The 15,233-nt window shown below is 71.1% G+C and carries 12 protein-coding genes; 7 read left to right on the top strand and 5 right to left on the bottom strand.

All coding sequences use genetic code 11. From position 1 onward, the window contains the following. Positions 1-30: 30 nt before the first annotated feature. The 3 genes from ACFYPG_RS18475 (at position 31) to ACFYPG_RS18465 (ending at position 2,840) form a co-directional block, all read left to right on the top strand. Positions 31-1,053, top strand: coding sequence for a DUF4331 family protein (locus ACFYPG_RS18475; protein ID WP_357228918.1), 1,023 nt, complete (start codon positions 31-33; stop codon positions 1,051-1,053). 241 nt (positions 1,054-1,294) lie between these two features. Beyond that, positions 1,295-1,840: a hypothetical protein gene (locus ACFYPG_RS18470; RefSeq protein WP_355006857.1), complete on the top strand. Its 546-nt coding sequence runs from the start codon at positions 1,295-1,297 to the stop codon at positions 1,838-1,840. Between the two features lie 76 nt (positions 1,841-1,916). Further along, complete coding sequence (locus tag ACFYPG_RS18465) at positions 1,917-2,840, top strand: hypothetical protein (RefSeq protein WP_387353010.1); 924 nt, start codon at positions 1,917-1,919, stop codon at positions 2,838-2,840. 201 nt (positions 2,841-3,041) lie between these two features. Here ACFYPG_RS18465 and ACFYPG_RS18460 read toward each other — a convergent pair whose 3' ends face one another. The 3 genes from ACFYPG_RS18460 to ACFYPG_RS18450 all read right to left on the bottom strand — a co-directional run bounded on the left by ACFYPG_RS18460 (position 3,042) and on the right by ACFYPG_RS18450 (position 7,163). Next, the gene (locus ACFYPG_RS18460) at positions 3,042-6,050 is read right to left on the bottom strand and encodes a fibronectin type III domain-containing protein (protein WP_387353008.1); all 3,009 of its coding nucleotides are present in this window, start codon (positions 6,048-6,050) and stop codon (positions 3,042-3,044) included. Between the two features lie 162 nt (positions 6,051-6,212). Then, positions 6,213-6,443 carry a DUF2188 domain-containing protein gene (locus ACFYPG_RS18455; RefSeq protein ID WP_354942245.1) on the bottom strand — a complete coding sequence of 77 codons (231 nt, stop codon included), beginning with the start codon at positions 6,441-6,443 and terminating at the stop codon, positions 6,213-6,215. A gap of 72 nt (positions 6,444-6,515) precedes the next feature. Continuing rightward, positions 6,516-7,163 carry a M23 family metallopeptidase gene (locus ACFYPG_RS18450; protein ID WP_387353007.1) on the bottom strand — a complete coding sequence of 216 codons (648 nt, stop codon included), beginning with the start codon at positions 7,161-7,163 and terminating at the stop codon, positions 6,516-6,518. A gap of 134 nt (positions 7,164-7,297) precedes the next feature. Between ACFYPG_RS18450 and ACFYPG_RS18445 the strand changes: the two genes are divergently transcribed. Genes ACFYPG_RS18445 through ACFYPG_RS18430 form a run of 4 tightly spaced genes read left to right on the top strand, consistent with a single transcriptional unit; the run spans position 7,298 to position 12,264 of the window. Next, on the top strand, positions 7,298-9,706 hold the full coding sequence (locus tag ACFYPG_RS18445) for a PEP/pyruvate-binding domain-containing protein (protein WP_387353005.1): 2,409 nt from the start codon (positions 7,298-7,300) through the stop codon (positions 9,704-9,706). 30 nt (positions 9,707-9,736) lie between these two features. Continuing rightward, positions 9,737-10,402: a hypothetical protein gene (locus ACFYPG_RS18440; protein WP_387353003.1), complete on the top strand. Its 666-nt coding sequence runs from the start codon at positions 9,737-9,739 to the stop codon at positions 10,400-10,402. 51 nt (positions 10,403-10,453) lie between these two features. Then, positions 10,454-11,020, top strand: coding sequence for a TetR family transcriptional regulator C-terminal domain-containing protein (locus ACFYPG_RS18435; RefSeq protein ID WP_355006863.1), 567 nt, complete (start codon positions 10,454-10,456; stop codon positions 11,018-11,020). Positions 11,021-11,079: 59 nt separating this feature from the next. Further along, positions 11,080-12,264 (top strand): low temperature requirement protein A, encoded by a 1,185-nt coding sequence (locus ACFYPG_RS18430; protein WP_387353001.1) that lies wholly within the window; start codon positions 11,080-11,082, stop codon positions 12,262-12,264. 102 nt (positions 12,265-12,366) lie between these two features. On the opposite strand, the gene ACFYPG_RS18425 is transcribed toward ACFYPG_RS18430, so the two are convergent. Together ACFYPG_RS18425 and ACFYPG_RS18420 are read right to left on the bottom strand one after the other, a co-directional pair. Further along, a complete protein-coding gene (locus ACFYPG_RS18425; RefSeq protein ID WP_387352999.1) occupies positions 12,367-13,680 on the bottom strand; it encodes a hypothetical protein in 1,314 nt (437 codons plus the stop codon). A 14-nt stretch (positions 13,681-13,694) separates the two neighbouring features. Further along, positions 13,695-15,221 (bottom strand): alkaline phosphatase D family protein, encoded by a 1,527-nt coding sequence (locus ACFYPG_RS18420; protein ID WP_387352997.1) that lies wholly within the window; start codon positions 15,219-15,221, stop codon positions 13,695-13,697. Between the last annotated feature and the right edge of the window lie 12 nt (positions 15,222-15,233).

Raw genomic sequence — 15,233 nt, 5'->3', positions numbered from 1 at the left:
CCTGAATCCGGCAGTCCCGGGAGTGAGCTCATGTCGCACCATCTCGATACACCCCTGGCCGCTCAGGGCGGCCAGTTGTACATCGACGACCTGTACGTCTTCAACGGTGACCGCGCCACCGTGTTCGTCATGGACGTCAACAGCTCGGTGACCAAGGCCGACATCAAGCGCGGCTTCCACGCCGAGGCGCGTTACGAGATCAAGATTCACATCAACGGCACCGAGGCGGAGGACCTGACCTACCGGTTCGCCTTCGGCGAGCCGGACGGCGACGCCCGGCAGACGCTCCAGTTGTACGAGCTCACCGGCGCGGACGCCCGCGACGACGCCGCGATGGGCACCCCCATCGCCGAGGGGCGAACCGGCGAGGTGACGACCGGCGGCAACGTCCGGATCTGGGCCGGCCGGATCGCCGACCCCTTCTTCGTCGACCTCGACGAACTCGCCACCATCAACGGCGCGGTCAAGAACGGTTCGCGGGTGGACCGCTCGGCGTGGCGGGTCGACCAGGCCAAGAACAGCTTCGCCGGCACCACTGTCGAGTCGATCGTCCTCGAGGTCTCCCACGACGAGCCGCTGCTGCGCGACGGCACCGAGATCGGCGTGTGGTGCCGCACCATGCTGGCCACCGACGCGGGCGGGTGGCGCCAGATCAACCGCGCCGGCCACCCCATGATGTGGCCGATCTTCTGGCCCCACGACACCGACTTCTCCGACCCCGCCAACTTCCGGCACCCCGGCAACGACCTCGCCGAGGGCGGGGAGGAGATCGCGAACGCGGTCGCCGGGGTGGTCAAGGCGAACGGCACCGCACCGGATCCGCAGGCGTACGGCTGGAGCGTCGCCCGGCAGCTCTACCCCGACCTGCTGTCGTACAAGGTCGGCACGGCAGCGAACTTCGGCTTCGCGGTCCGCAACGGACGAACCCTCGCCGACAACGCGCCCGAGGTGATGTTCTCCCTGGTCCTCAACACCGGCACCACTGCCGGCCTCACCTCTGAGGTCACCAAGGCCGCGCGGTCCGCCACGTTCCCGTACGTGGTCGCGGCCTGAATCCGCTCGTAGGGCTCGGCGGCCGGTACGGCGCCGAGCCCTTGCCGTGCGCGCCCGCCGTGAGGGTCCAGCACGCGCAACGGGCCATCCATGCTGGTGCTCGAACCAGGGAGGAGATCTCCTCCGGCACGACCATCGAACGCCCACCGGGTGATGCTCGAGCTATTCCAGCCTGTATGGGCGTTTTGCGTAGATAGTCTCCTAAGTGCTTCCCAGCGCTCTTTAGGACAAAGGAGACTCGATGCGTAGAAAGATTCTCGCGGGCTTGGCCGGCGTCGCCGCCGTCGTCGCGCTCGCCGGACCGGCCGCCGCGGACACCACGGGCGACACGATCGTGACCCTCACCGTCGACGCCGCCGGTGGCCTGTCGATCACCGTGCCGGCGACGGCCAACATCGGTCACGGCATAGAGGGCTCGACCGTCACCGGTCTGCTCGGCCCGGTCACCGTGCTGGACCAACGAGGTTCGCTCACCCCCAACTGGACCGCCAGCGTCATCTCCACCGACTTCACCACCGGTGGCGGCTCCTCCGGAGAGACGATCCCGAACATCAACGTTCAGTACTGGTCCGGCCCCGCCACGGCGACCGCCGGCACCGGCACCTTCACGCCGGGGCAACCCACCGCGGCCCAGCAGGTGATCATCAACGTCCCCCGGACGGCGATGACCCACACCGGCGGCACCGGCAACAACTTCGCCACCTGGAACCCCACCCTGGTGGTGAACATCCCCGTCGGCACCGTCCAGGGTGTCTACACCGGGACGGTGACACATTCGGTGTTCTGAGCCGCTCGGCCGGCTGGTGCTGCTGGCCTCGGTCGCCCTCGTGGCGCTCGGGGTTTCGGCGGCACCAGCCGTTGCCGTGCGGGAGCAGCGACAGGACCCGGCCGAGGAAGCCGCGATCAGCATCCGGATGCTGGACATCCCGGCCAGTCGGGTACAGGACCCGAGGGCCCAGGTCTACATCGTGGATCACCTGAAACCCGGCACGACGATCAACCGCCGGATCGAGGTGCAGAACACCTCCGCCGAGGTGCAGAAGATCGATTTCTATTCCGGAGCCGCTTCGGTCGAGAACAACGCCTTCACCGTGCCCGAGGGGCGTACGGGTAACGAACTGAGCGGGTGGATCCGGCTGAAGACCGCCACGATGCGGCTGGACCCGGGCGAGCGACGACCGGTCGAGGTCGAGGTCGCCGTGCCGAAGAAGGCGTCGAAGGGCGAGCGGTACGCCGCGATCTGGGCGCAGGTCACCAGCACGAAGGAGCGCACCGGCAACGTCACCCAGATCCACCGGGTGGGCATCCGGGTCTACCTCGACATCGGTCCCGGTGGTGAGCCGCCAACGGACTTCCGGATCGAAGGGTTGGCCGCCGAGCCGGGCACCGGCGAGTTCCCCGTGGTCACCGCGAAGGTCACCAATACCGGCGAACGCGCGCTGGACATGACCGGCACCCTGTCGCTGACCAAGGCGGCGGTCCAGGCCGGTCCGTTCAAGGTGACCAACGGCGTGACGATCCTGCCCGGCCAGAGCGGTCAGGTCCGGATCGAGGTCAACCAGGCCCTGCCCGCCGGAACCTGGGACGTGCACGCGAAGCTCGCCAGCGGCACCGTGGAACGCACCGCGACCGGGAAGATCGTCCTACCCGTCGCGGCGCCGATGACTGTCGCGACGTCCAGCGGGCCGAGTTGGCTGGTCTACACGGTCGGCGGCATCGCCCTGCTGGTGCTGGTCACCCTTGGTGGCTGGTACCTCGTCCGCCGACGCCAGGCCCAGTGGGCCTGACCACCCACCCACCGTCCCACCCCATCTGCCCGGCCGTTCCCCCGGAACGGCCGGGCAGCATCGTTCCGCGAGTCGATCATGGACTTGTGGTGCCCGACTTGAGAGCGACAAGACCGATTCGCCACCCGCCACAACTCCATGATCGACGGGGCTGGGGCTGGCGCGGGGCGCGGGGCGCGGGGCGCGGGGCGCGGGCGGGGGCTAGATGACGGAGTGCGTCACGACCGACACGTAGTTGCCGACCACCACCCCGGACGGGAGGGTCACGAACAGCGTGGGGTTCCAGGTGGCGGAGTTCGGGCCTCCCGCCTGGCCGGACCATCCCGCGGCCACCCGCGGGGTGTTCAGCACCGCCCCGGGCTGCGGGACGAACGATCCGACCCCGGTGCTGGCGAGGGCGGGCCCCGAGGCGTACGTGATGTTGCTGTTGGGGATCGTCTCACCCCCCGAGCCGGAGCCGGTGGTGAAGCTCGTGCTGGAGACGACGCTGACCCAGTTGCCGGAGAACGGGCCACGGTCGTCGGTGACAGTCACCGGGCCGAGGTGGCCCGAGACGCCGGTGGTGCCCGAGGTGACGGTGCCGAGCGCCGAGATCGCCGGGACGCTGATGGAGAGTCCACCGAGCGGGGTGATGACCAGGTCGACCGGTCGGGTCGCGGACTGGTCGTACGAGTCGGTCACCCGGACGGTGAACGGGAACGTCCCGGACACTGTGGGCGTGCCGGAGAGCAGGCCCGTGACCGGGTCGAGGGTCAGCCCGGCGGGCAGGCTCCCGGCGCTGACCGACCAGGTGAACGGGCCGGTCCCGCCGGTCACCGTGAGCTGGTACTGGTACGGCTCGTAGGCCTTGCCGGGTGGGGGCGGTGGGAAAGTCAGCGTCGGCGGCGCGTTGACCGTCACCGGCCCGGAGGGGGCCGACTGCGGGCCGGTCCCGCCAGCGTTCGTAGCGGCCACCCGGAAGGTGTACGTGGCACCGGCGGTCAGCCCCGTGACGATCTGGGTCGTGGCGGTTCCGCTGAAGACCCGGGGTGTCTGCGCCACCCCGTTGAGGTACGGCGTCACCGTGTAACCGGTGATCGGCGACCCCCCGTTGGCCGGGGCCGTCCAGCTCACCCTGGCGGCGTTGGTGCCGGCGGTGGCCGAGGTGTTCGTCGGCGCTCCCGGCAGTGTGTACGGGACCACGGCTGCCGAGGGTGGGCTGGCCGCCCCGGTGCCGAACGCGTTGACCGCCGCCACGCGGAAGGCGTACGACGAGCCTGCGGTGAGCCCGGTCAGGGTGCGGCTGGTGGTGGAGGCGTCGAAGGTCACTGTCGGTTGGGTGACGCCGTCCCGGATCGGGGTGATCAGGTAGCTGGTGATCGGGCTGCCGTTGTTGTCCGGCGCGGTCCAGCTCACTGTGGCGCTGGTGACGCCCGCGACCGCTGTGGGGGTGGTGGGCGTGCCCGGCGTGGAGGCGTAGACGAAGTTCGCCGACCCGGCCGAGCCTCGGGTGACGACGCTGACCGTGACCGTCGCCGGGCCGGACCGGGCGGGCATGGAGGAGATGGCGAGGGTGCCGTTGGGGTTCACTGTGAAGCAGCCGGCGGCCGGGCCGGAGGTGCACGGCACCAGCAGCACCGACGTGCCGGCCTGCTGTTCGGCGGCCGTACCGATGGTGATCGCGGTGGCGCCGGTGAGGTTGCTGCCGCCCACGGTGACCGGGACGCCCCCGGAGACCGAGCTCTGGGCCGGGGTGACGGTGATGCCGCTGGGCGCGGTGGCCGGCGCGACGGGTGTGGTGCCGGTGGCGAGACCGGGGTTGGCGTCGATCGACGACGAGGTAGCGACTGTCGTGGTCTGGATCTGCGCCGGTGTGACACCGGTGCCGGTGACTGTCGCGACGACGGTGATGGGCGGCAGGGAGGTGCCGCCGGCGAACGGGCCGTTGCTGTTGGTGCAGGTGACGGTCTGGCCGGACGGTGCGGCGCAGACCCAGCCGGAGCCGTACGCGGCGCGGGGGACGACACCGGCGGGGACGGTCTGGGTGACCGAGATCGGCGACGTCTCGGTGGCGCCGGCGTCGACCCCGGCGGTGATCGAGTAGGTGACCGGGTCACCGGGCTGCGGGGAGGCGCCGACGGAGCTGGTCTGTGACACGTTCAGGTCGGGCACCGGGTTGAAGCTGACCGCCTGGGCGTTGTCGACCTCGTGGAAGTCGGTGACCGAGCCGGTCGAGCCCACCCAGCCGAAGGCGAGTTGCCGTGGGTAGCCGCTGGCGTTCAGCCAGGTCGGCGACGGATACAGGCTGGGCGCCACGACCGGAAGCGCGCCTGACAGGGTCCGGGCGGCCCCGCCGACCGGGGTGAACCTGACCCGGTACTCCCCGGCCGGAACGGTGATGCCGGTGTCGGTGGTGAACGGCGACGAGGTGGTGTTGGCGACCACCTCGACCGGCACCACCGAGGCGGCACGGGTGGCGGCACGCAATGCCAGTGCCGGCGACGAGGTGTTGGTGGCGGTGCTGTTGATCGCGCAGTAGCCGACCGCGTTGCGGCCCGGCCCGCGGATCACGACCTGGCCGGGCACCCGGCCGTTGGTGGTCGAGATGTACGGCGGGTTGGTGCAGCCGGTGCCCTGGTAGGTGCTGTTGCTGAAGTTGCCGAAGACGTCCAGCCCGATGCCGAGGTAGCCGTTGGAGAGGCCTGCCGACACTCCGTTGAACGCCGCCGAGTAGCCCAGCGAGCCGCCCGGCTGGCCGAGGGTGGCGGGGGGTCTCGGGTTGGCCGGATCAACGGCGGCCAGGACGAAGGCGAGGCCGTCCGCCCCTGGGTTGTTGCCGCCGTACTGGTAGGTGTTGAAGGTGAGGTGCAGGCCCTGCGAGGTGGGCACGCTCACCGCGCCGAACACCCCGCCCTGCCGGTTGATGGTGGCGGGGGTGAGGCGAAGTTTGCCGGCGCCCTGCGGGTCGGTGGAGGTGGTGCAACTGAGCAGCGGGCCGATTGTGGAGTTGCCGGCCGCGCTCAGGCAGGCGGCGTTCGTGGCGAGGAGGCCGGGCACCGCGGGTACCGCCACAGCGCCGATGCCGTTCGGTGTGTTGTTGTGGAAGGGTTGGTCGAACAGGACGGAACCGGCCGCCCACGCCGGGAGGGGCGCGACCGCGAGAACTCCCACGGTCACGGCTACCGCCAGCGTTGCGATGCTGCTCGGACGACGCCGGCCCCGAAACGACATGCCCACTCCCAGCTTTCACTCCAGTCCCGATCTGGACTATATCCCCCCAAAAACACCCATATTTCTCGTACGGGGATAAAGCCGGCCTGGGACTCGGCCCCCAGAAGCGCACCGACCTCCTCGGCATGGCCGAGGAGGTCGGTGCGCCGGGGCTGGGAGCTGTCAGCCCTCGATGTCGCGGGGGTCACGGCTGCGGGGGTAGGTGTTCTTCTCCCCGATCGTGCCGTCCTGCTTCTTGATCACGTGCTCGACGCCGCGGTCGGCCGCCATCTCGCGGCCCTGGGCCTGCGCGTCGGCCTTCACGTCATGCGTGCTGGTGGCCCGCTCGTGGCCCTCCGGCTTGTTCTTCCACTGCCCGTCCTCGTGGTACGTGTCGACGTCACCCTTGGCCATGGCCGGCTCCTCCCTGCGTCGGAACTGTCTGGAGAATCAGTGCCCCGAGCCGTGCGGGGCAAACCGGATTCCTCAGGAGACGGCCGGGCAGTTGTTGCTCACCCGCCGGAGGATCTGTTCGCGTTCGTCTGTGGTGATGCCCGACGGCGCGCCGTCGAAGTGGGTCTCGACCTTGTCCCAGCCCTTGCGCTGCTCGTAGTGCAGGTGCGGCGCGCCGGAGTTGCCGGTGCTGCCGAGCCGTCCGATCTGGTCACCCTGGGCCACCTTCTGGCCGACGGTGACCAGTGGTGGTTCGAGCATGTGCAGGTACTGCGTCTCCCACTTGCCGCCGTGGTCGATCTTCACCCAGTAACCGCCGCCACGCCCGCGCGGGCCCTCGGGGTTCTCCGGGTTGCGGCCGCCCAGCGAGCCGTTGATGCCGGCCACTGTGACAGTGCCGGCGTACGACGCGAGCACCGGCCGCCCCCACGTCTCGCCCTCGACCGGGAAGAAGTCGACGTCGTAGTCGTCGTGACCGGGGTAGGTGCTGAGCTGCCACGTCTCGCCGCAGGTCACCGGCATCTGGAAGAGCGGGCGCGGACCGGCCGGTCGCAGCATCGGCACCGCGACCACCGCGACACCCACGAGGGCCGCCACCGCGACGAGCGCGAGCAGGATGCGGATGGCACGGCTTCGAGGGCGGCGGTGGGAGCGGGATCTGGTGGGGCGACCGGTCGTCACCGGGCCGAGCATGGCAGATCCGGGCAACCTCCCGGCTCCGAGGTGGCACCCCCACAGCCTTGACATTGCACTCGAATCGCAAACGAGATACCGTCAGATGCAATGCAGTTGTATTGCAACGAGAGTGGGCTCCCATGCACGTGATCGCATTGTCCGAGGTGACCGCTGCCATGACCGCCCTGGTCGGCGGCAAGGCGGCCGGGCTGGGCGAGCTGATCCGGCACGGCGAGCAGGTCCCCGACGGCTTCTGCGTCACCACCGAGGCACACCGGCTCGGCGTCGTCCCCACCGCCGAGGTCGTCGCCGCGTACCAGCGGCTCGGCGCGGGCCCGGTGGCGGTGCGCTCCAGCGCGACCGCCGAGGACCTCCCGGACGCGAGCTTCGCCGGGCAGCAGGACACCGTCCTCGACGTCACCGGCACCGACGAGCTGATCGCCGCCATCGAGAAATGCTGGGCTTCGCTGCACGGCGACCGGGCGACCGCCTACCGCGACGCCCGCGGCATCGATTCCCAGACAGTGCGGATGGCCGTCGTCGTGCAGCGCATGGTCACACCCACTGTGGCGGGAGTGCTGTTCACCGCGAACCCGCTGACCGGGCGCCGCGACGAGATGGCCGTCGACGCCGCTGCCGGCCTCGGCACCACTGTGGTGGACGGCGCAGCCGCCGTCGACCACTACGTTCTCGACGACGTCACGCGCACCGAGGCCGGATGCCTGACGTCCCCGCAACTGGCCCGCCTCCGCGCCACCGGCGAGCGGTTGCAGGGCCACTTCGGCTGCCCACAGGATGTCGAGTGGGCGATCGACGCGGAGGACGTGCTGTGGCTCCTCCAGTCCCGGCCGATCACCAGCCTGTTCCCCGCTCCACCGTCCAGCGAGAAGCCCCTCCCCCGCGTCTACCTGGAGTTCGGGCACGTCCAGGGCATGCTGCAACCGGTCACCCCGATGGGCATGTCGACACTGCGCAGGCAGATCGCCGCGATGCTCGCCGCGCTCGGGGTACGTGTCGAGATCGTCGACATCGGCGGTCGCCTCTACGGCGACCTGACCGACCTCGCCCGCGACCGGTCGTCCCGCAAGCGCCTGGTGAAGCTCCTGGCTGTCGACTTCGGGCCGCGCGCCCAGGCGGTGATGCAGCACGTGCTTGCGGATCCCCGGTTCGCCCCGACCAGCGGCGGCGACCGGCGCGGTGGGGCATCGGGAGCCGCGTCGCTGCGGACGGCCCGTCGCGCGGTGGCGGGGATCCTGCGGGCGCTGGCCCGTCCCGAGGCCGCGCGGACCCGGATGTTCGAGGCGGTCGAGCAGCTGAGGGTGAGCTCAGCCGCCCCCGCCGACCTGCGTACCACCGGTGACCGGCTGCGCTTCGTGCAGGCGCAGGACGCCGACGCCGATGACACCGCCGACGCGATCATGTGGCCGATCGTCGCCGGGATGCTCGCCGCCGCCCTGCCGACCGCGCTGCTCAAGGGCGTCGCCGGCCCGGACGAGATCCACACCGTGCTGGGCGGCATGCCGCACAACGTCACCATCGAGATGGACCTGGCCCTGTGGCGGCTCGCCCAGGGCGTGGGCGACCACCGTCGGCTTCTCCTCGACACCCCGCCGGCCGAGTTGGCGGCACGCCACCTGCACGGGACGCTGCCCGACATCGGCATGGCGGCCTTCCTGGACGTCTACGGACACCGGGGCGTCGCCGAAGTCGACCTCGGGGTGCCGCGTTGGGCGGAGGACCCCACGCCGGTCTTCGCCGCGGTCGCCAACTACCTGCGGGTGACCGATCCGCAACAGGGCCCCGACCAGCGCTTCCAGCGGGCCGCCTCAGCGGCGGAGACAGCGCTGGAGGAGTTGGTCACCCGAGCTCGCCGTCGGCGGCCGGTGCGGGGCCGGCTCGCCGGTTTCCTGTTGCGCCGCGCGCGGTCGTTGGCCGGCCTGCGCGAGGCCGGCAAGTTCGCCGGGCTGTATCCGCTGCGCGAGACCCGTCGTCAACTGCTGCTCATCGGCGCCGACCTGCACGCCCACGGGTTGCTGGACCAGTCCGACGACATCATGTTCCTGACCCTCGACGAGGTGCACACCGCCGTACACCAGGGTGTTGATCTGCGCGGCACCGTCACCGCCCGGCGGGCGGTGCACCGCCGGGAGCTGCGGCGTCGGACCGTGCCGGTGGCACTGCTCTCCGACGGTACGGATGTCGAGACCGTCCTGCCGGCGGCATCGACCGGCGACGGGACGCTCGCCGGAGTGGGCGCGTCGGCGGGCCGGGTGACCGGCCCCGCCCGGGTCGTGCACGACCCGGGCACCGCCCACGTCGAGCCCGGCGAGGTCCTGGTGGCCGCGACCACGGACCCCGGCTGGACCCCGCTGTTCCTCACCGCGGCGGCGCTGGTCACCGAGACCGGCGCGATCATGGCGCACGGCCCGACAGTGGCCCGTGAGTACGGCATCCCCGCCGTCATCTGCGTGCCGGACGCCACCCGGACCATCACCACCGGGCAGCTCGTCACAGTGGACGGCGGCGCCGGAACCGTCACGCCGCACTGACCCGTCGACCCCCGAGCGAGTAGGACGACCATGACCGACACGACGACACCGACCAGGGCGCGGGTGGGCCCGCTGCTGCGTCGGGCGGCCAAGGCCGAGGCCGCGACGTGGCGCAGCCTGTACGTGTGGGCGCGACGTCGTCCACTGCCGCTGGGGCCCGGCGACGAGCCGTTCGGCTACCTCGGCGTGGTCAAGCCGATCCTGGGCATCTTCATCGGCCTGTCGGTCGTGGAGATCCCGATCTTCGACGTGGTGGTCACCCACGTGGTGCCGTGGCGGCCCGCCCGCTGGATCGTGCTGGGCCTCGGCATCTGGGGCCTGCTCTGGATGATCGGCCTGTTCGCCAGCATGACGATCCACCCCCACGTCGTGGGCGACCGGGGCCTGCGGGTGCGGCTCAGCTCGGGCATCGACATCTGGATCCCGTGGACGGACGTCGAGGCGCTGCGCAAGCGCTACCGATCGCTGCCGTCGAGCAAGTCGGTGCAGGTCGAGCAGGAGGGCGACCGGCGGGTGGTGTCCATCTCGGTCGGCAGCCAGACCAGCATCGACGTCCTGCTGCGCCGGCCGCTGACCTTCGACCTGCCGAAGGCCGGGTCCACGCCCGTGAACGAGCTGCGACTGTACGCCGACGACCCGGACGGCCTGCTGCGCAGCGCGCGGGGCACTCCGGTGAGCCACACCGTCAGCCGGTGACCACCGCGCTGGCGGAGTCTCCGGGCCACCCACTGTGAAACGATCGAGGCCATGCCCAAGAAGGTCGATCACCAGGAGCGACGCACCCTCATCGCGAACGCGCTGATGCGGGTCGCCGCGGATCAGGGCCTGGAGGCTGTCAGCCTTCGACACGTGGCCGCCGAGGCCGGGGTCTCGGCGGGGATGGTCCAGCACTACTTCCGGACCAAGGACGAGATGATGGCCTTCGCGTTGAGTGTGGTGCGGGAGCGCAGCCAGAGCCGGGTCACCGAGGCGGTGGCACAGCTGGGCGAGACCCCGTCGCCTCGACTGCTGCTGCGGACGATGCTCGCCGCGCTGCTGCCGCTCGACGAAGGCACCCGCGACAACGGGCGGGTGGCGCTCGCGTTCCTCGCCTACACGGCGGTGCGACCGTCGGCCGCGCCCAGCCTGCACGAGGACACCGCGCAGTTCACCGGGTTCATCGCCAGCGTCCTGCCCGACCGGCACGGCGTCGCCGCCGCGGCCGGCCTGCTGGCGCTGATGGAAGGGCTCGGTGTCTACCTGCTGGGCGGGCAGTACACCGCCGAACAGGCGCTGGGGGCACTGGACGCCCACCTCGACCTGCTCTTCGCCTGATCCCGTCGGAGCTGGCCGTTGGCCCACGGACCAGGGGCGGCGCGTACCAGGATGAGCGGATGAGCCGCGTCCACCGGGCCCGGCCGGTGCTGGTCGAGGAGGCGCACCGGGCCACCACCTTCGAGATCTTCTTCGACCTGGTCCTGGTCTTCGCGCTGACCCGGCTCATCGGTTTCATGGCGGGGTCGCTGGGGCCGCTCACCCTCTACCAGGGGCTGCTGCTCCTGCTCTGGTTCTGGTACGCGTGGACCTGCTACACCTGGCTGGGCAATCAGGTCCGCGCGGACAACGGCCCCGTGCTGGCCGGGATGCTCGCGGCGATGGCCGCCATCTTCGTGGCCGCGCTGGTGATCCCCGAGGCGTGGCAGCGCCACGACGGCGCACTGAGCCCGCCGCTCACCCTGGCCGGCGCTTACATCGTGGTCCGCGGGCTGCACCTCGCCCTTGAGGCCTACTCCACGTCCAGCAACCCGCGATACCGCCGGCAGACGCTGCGCTTCGCCGCGTCCACCACACTCGCCTGGGTCCCGCTCCTGGTGGGCGCCATCCTCGGCGGGAACGCGCAGACCGTGCTGTGGACCGTGGCGTTCCTCGTCGACTACGGAGGCGGCCGGATCGCCACCGCCGCCAGCTTCGGGGAGGTCCGCAGCGGCGCCCACTTCGCCGAACGCCACGGCCTGGTGCTGATCATCGTGCTCGGTGAGTCCCTGCTGTCGGCCGGAGCCGGCGCGGGCCTGGCCATGATCGCCTGGCCGGTGCTGCTGGCCGCGATCTTCGGCTTCGCCGCGACAGTGTGCCTCTGGTGGCTCTACTTCGTGAACGCCGCCCCCGCCGCCGCCAAGGTTCTGACCTCGGCCTCGCCGCACACCCGCCGTCGTCAGCAGTTGGCGTCGGACGCGTACACGCTGGCGCACCTACCGCTGGTCGCCGGAGTCGTCTACTTCGCCCTGGGCATCCACCTGATCCTCGCGAGCCTGACGGATCAATCTCGGCACCCGGCCGGCGAGCCGATGGGGTGGACGGCGATGGCCGTGCTCTACGGCGGGACCGCGCTCTACCTCGCCGGCCGTCTGCTGTTCCTCCGGCTGACCGTCGGCGGCTCGCCGGGTCAGCTCGTCGCGATCGGCGTCGTCCTCCTGCTACTGCCGGTGGCCCGGATCCTGCCCGCGCTGGCCGCCCTGGGCCTGTTGGCGGCCTACCTCGCCGCCCTGGTGCTCTACGAGCGGCTGACCCGGGCCGACTGAACCCGTATCGAGCGGCGTAATCGACTCGGTTTTGCCGAAGTCGCGGTGTCCCGCTGCCGGGGACACCGTGACTTTGCCGAACCCGAGTGGATCACGCTCGGCTCAGCGGGTCGGGGTGCCCCGCGCCTTCAGACGGCGCAGCTCGTCGGCGGACATCAGCCAGGTGGAGTTCGTCGTACCCAGGCCGAGGAGCACCTGGTCGAAGGTGTTGCCGTCGTTGTCGTCGGTGTAGCAGACGCTCACCTCGCCCCACGGGGACGCGGCGACGGCGAAGTGCTCCTGGCGACCCGTCGTGGTCTGGCTCAACGCCTGGGCCGCCAGCCGGCCGGTGGACGTGCCGTCCGGGTTGAGGCCACGTGCCCAGACGTCCGGGTTGGCGCCGGACACCGTCCAGCCCACCACGACGTTGTCCTGGTCGTCGATGCCGACCCCCGCAGCGATGGCACCGGTTCCGGTGGAGACCGGAACCTCGTCGTGCCGGGCCGTGCCCGCGGCGGTGAACGATCGGGCCCAGACACCCCGGGTGCCGGTGTGGTCGGATTCCCACCCGACCGTGAAGTCACCGGCGAAGTTCGCCGCCACCGAGGCCCGCTGCTGCTGCCCGCCGCTCTGCGCGTTGGCCGTCCGCCGCGACAGCGCCACGGCACCGTTGGACCGGGCCAGCCGGGTCAGCCCGATGTTGTACGAGCCGTTGGCGTCGGCGTCCTCGTCCCAGACCACCAGCGCCTCGCCGGAGGCGGACACCGCAACGTCGGGACGGTGGTGCGTGCCCGTCGTCTGCGAGGCGGTCACCTCGTACGCCTTGGTGGTGGCGGCGGTGAAGCCGGCGGCCTTGACGGTGGCGGGTGCGGTGCCCTGCACGTCCTCCCAGACCACTGTGAAGCCGACGGCGGCGGCGTTGGTGGGCGCGCCGTCCGGGTCGACCGCGACCTTCGGCCAGATCTGCTGCCCGGCGTCGCTGGCGTTGACCTGCCCCGAGCCGAGCACCGCGCCGGCTGGCGACACCACCCGGTACTGGATGTTGTAGACGCCGTTGCCGTCGCCGTCGGCGGCCCAGACCACCACGGCGTTGCCCCGGTCGTCGAGCCCGACGTCGGGGCTGAGGTGCCGCCAGGCGGCCCCGCTGGTTCCCCCGGTCGAGAGCTTCAGCTCGTACGCCGGTGTGCCGTCGCGGAACAGCCGCAGGTAGATCTCGCTGTGGGTGTCGTCCTCCGGTGCGGTGCCGTCCCGGTCGTCCTCCCAGACCACGGCGACGTGGCCGTTGCGGTTCATGGCGATGGACGGCAGGTCCTGGTCGCCGGTGGCGACGCTGTTCGCGGTGGTCCAGGTGACCGCCTCGGCGGTCATGGCGGTCGGGCGCTGAACCACGTTCGGGATCAGCAGGGACGCGGTGAGCAGTGCGGTGATCGCGGTCATGGTGGCTCTCTCCCTTACCCGGCCTGCAGGCCGGGCTGGCCGTCGAGGATGACGAACGAGCGCACCGTGGACGCCGCCGCGCCGTGCTCGGTCACCGTGTTCACCGCGCGGAAGTCCGCGCGGACCTGGCTGCGGGTGATGGTGGTACGGACGTAGCCGCGCCGGTCCGAGTAGAACTTCAGGTGCGGGTTGGCCGCCGCGTTCGGGACCGTGGTGCTGCCGCTTCCGTTGCCGGTCGAGCTGATCGAGGTGCAGACCAGCTCGGTGCCGACCGTCGCCGAGGAGGGGTTGGCGTAGTCGGCCTTGAGATCGTTGGCCCACGAGCGGTGCACGTCGCCGGTGAGCACCAGGGGGTTGCGCACCCCACGCTGCTGCCACCCGCCCTGGATGCGGCTGCGGGAGGCTCGGTAGCCGTCCCACGCGTCCATGCTCGCCGCCCCGTTCGCGTCGAGCTGCTGGGCGAAGAAGACCTGCTGGCCGAGGATGTCCCAGGTGCCGTAGCGCTGGGCCAGCCCGTCGAGCAGCCACGCCTCCTGGGTGGCGCCGGTCAGCGACCGGGAGGCCAGGTCGGCGTCGGCGCAGACCTTCCAGCCGTCGCCGCAGGCCTGATCGTCGCGGAACTGCCGGGTGTCGAGCATGTGGAAGGTGGCGAGCTGCCCCCACCGGACCCGCCGGTACAGCGGGATGCTGTTGCCGTTGGCGGCGGACGCCGGCCGCAGCGGCATGTTCTCGTAGTAGGCGCGGTACGCGGCGGTGCGCCGGGCGGTCCACTGGGCTGCGGTCAGCGTGGGGCTGCTGTCGTTGCGGACCATGTTGGCGTAGTTGTTCTCCACCTCGTGGTCGTCCGGCACCACAAGCCAGGGCGCCGCCGCGTGGGCCGCCTGCAGGTCCGGGTCGGACTTGTACAGCGCGTACCGACGGCGGTAGTCGGCCAGCGACACGATCTCGGTGCCGACGTGCTGCCGCACGGTGGAGCTGCCGACGCCGCCCTCGTAGATGTAGTCGCCGAGGTGCAGGATCAGACCGGGGTTGTCCTCGGCCATCCGCCGGTACGCGGTGTAGTAACCGGCCTCGTAGTGGGCGCAGGAGGCGAAGGCCATCACCAGGTCACGGCCGAAGGAGCTGGGCGCCGGGGCGGTCCGGGTCCGCCCGACCGGCGAGATCTGCCCCTGGGCCCGGAACCGGTAGTAGTAGTCGGAGTCGGCGGCGAGCCCACCCGCGATGGCGTGCACGGAGTGCGCGTCGGCGTACCGGGCGACCACGGAGCCGGAGGCGACCAGCGAGGTGAACCGGTCGGTGGTGGACACCTGCCACTCCACCGTCACGTCGGCGTTGGCCATGCCTCCCTGCCCGTCGGCGTTGAGCGGGGAGGGTGCCAGCCGGGTCCAGAGGACCACGCTGTCCGGTGCCGGGTCACCGGACGCCACACCGAGTTTGAAGGGGTACGGCACCGCTGCGCTGGCACCCTGGAGGGGTGTCACAGCGACTCCGGCGGTCACCAGTCCACCGAGGACGAATATGCGACGGCTCAGCCTTGTCATGGTCAACAGCCT

Origin of the sequence: Micromonospora sp. NPDC005553 (genome assembly GCF_042871765.1) — a bacterium.
GTDB lineage: Bacteria > Actinomycetota > Actinomycetes > Mycobacteriales > Micromonosporaceae > Micromonospora.
This window is presented reverse-complemented; position numbering and strand designations above follow the sequence as displayed.

Bases quoted from the DNA above. Each gene is read 5' to 3' on its own strand.
- ACFYPG_RS18420 (WP_387352997.1), bottom strand. From the start codon at position 15,221: ATGACAAGGCTGAGCCGTCGCATATTCGTCCTCGGTGGACTGGTGACC.
- ACFYPG_RS18430 (WP_387353001.1), top strand. From the start codon at position 11,080: ATGAGCCGCGTCCACCGGGCCCGGCCGGTGCTGGTCGAGGAGGCGCAC.
- ACFYPG_RS18475 (WP_357228918.1), top strand. From the start codon at position 31: ATGTCGCACCATCTCGATACACCCCTGGCCGCTCAGGGCGGCCAGTTG.
- ACFYPG_RS18470 (WP_355006857.1), top strand. From the start codon at position 1,295: ATGCGTAGAAAGATTCTCGCGGGCTTGGCCGGCGTCGCCGCCGTCGTC.
- ACFYPG_RS18460 (WP_387353008.1), bottom strand. From the start codon at position 6,050: ATGTCGTTTCGGGGCCGGCGTCGTCCGAGCAGCATCGCAACGCTGGCG.
- ACFYPG_RS18425 (WP_387352999.1), bottom strand. From the start codon at position 13,680: ATGACCGCGATCACCGCACTGCTCACCGCGTCCCTGCTGATCCCGAAC.
- ACFYPG_RS18455 (WP_354942245.1), bottom strand. From the start codon at position 6,443: ATGGCCAAGGGTGACGTCGACACGTACCACGAGGACGGGCAGTGGAAG.
- ACFYPG_RS18440 (WP_387353003.1), top strand. From the start codon at position 9,737: ATGACCGACACGACGACACCGACCAGGGCGCGGGTGGGCCCGCTGCTG.
- ACFYPG_RS18445 (WP_387353005.1), top strand. From the start codon at position 7,298: ATGCACGTGATCGCATTGTCCGAGGTGACCGCTGCCATGACCGCCCTG.
- ACFYPG_RS18435 (WP_355006863.1), top strand. From the start codon at position 10,454: ATGCCCAAGAAGGTCGATCACCAGGAGCGACGCACCCTCATCGCGAAC.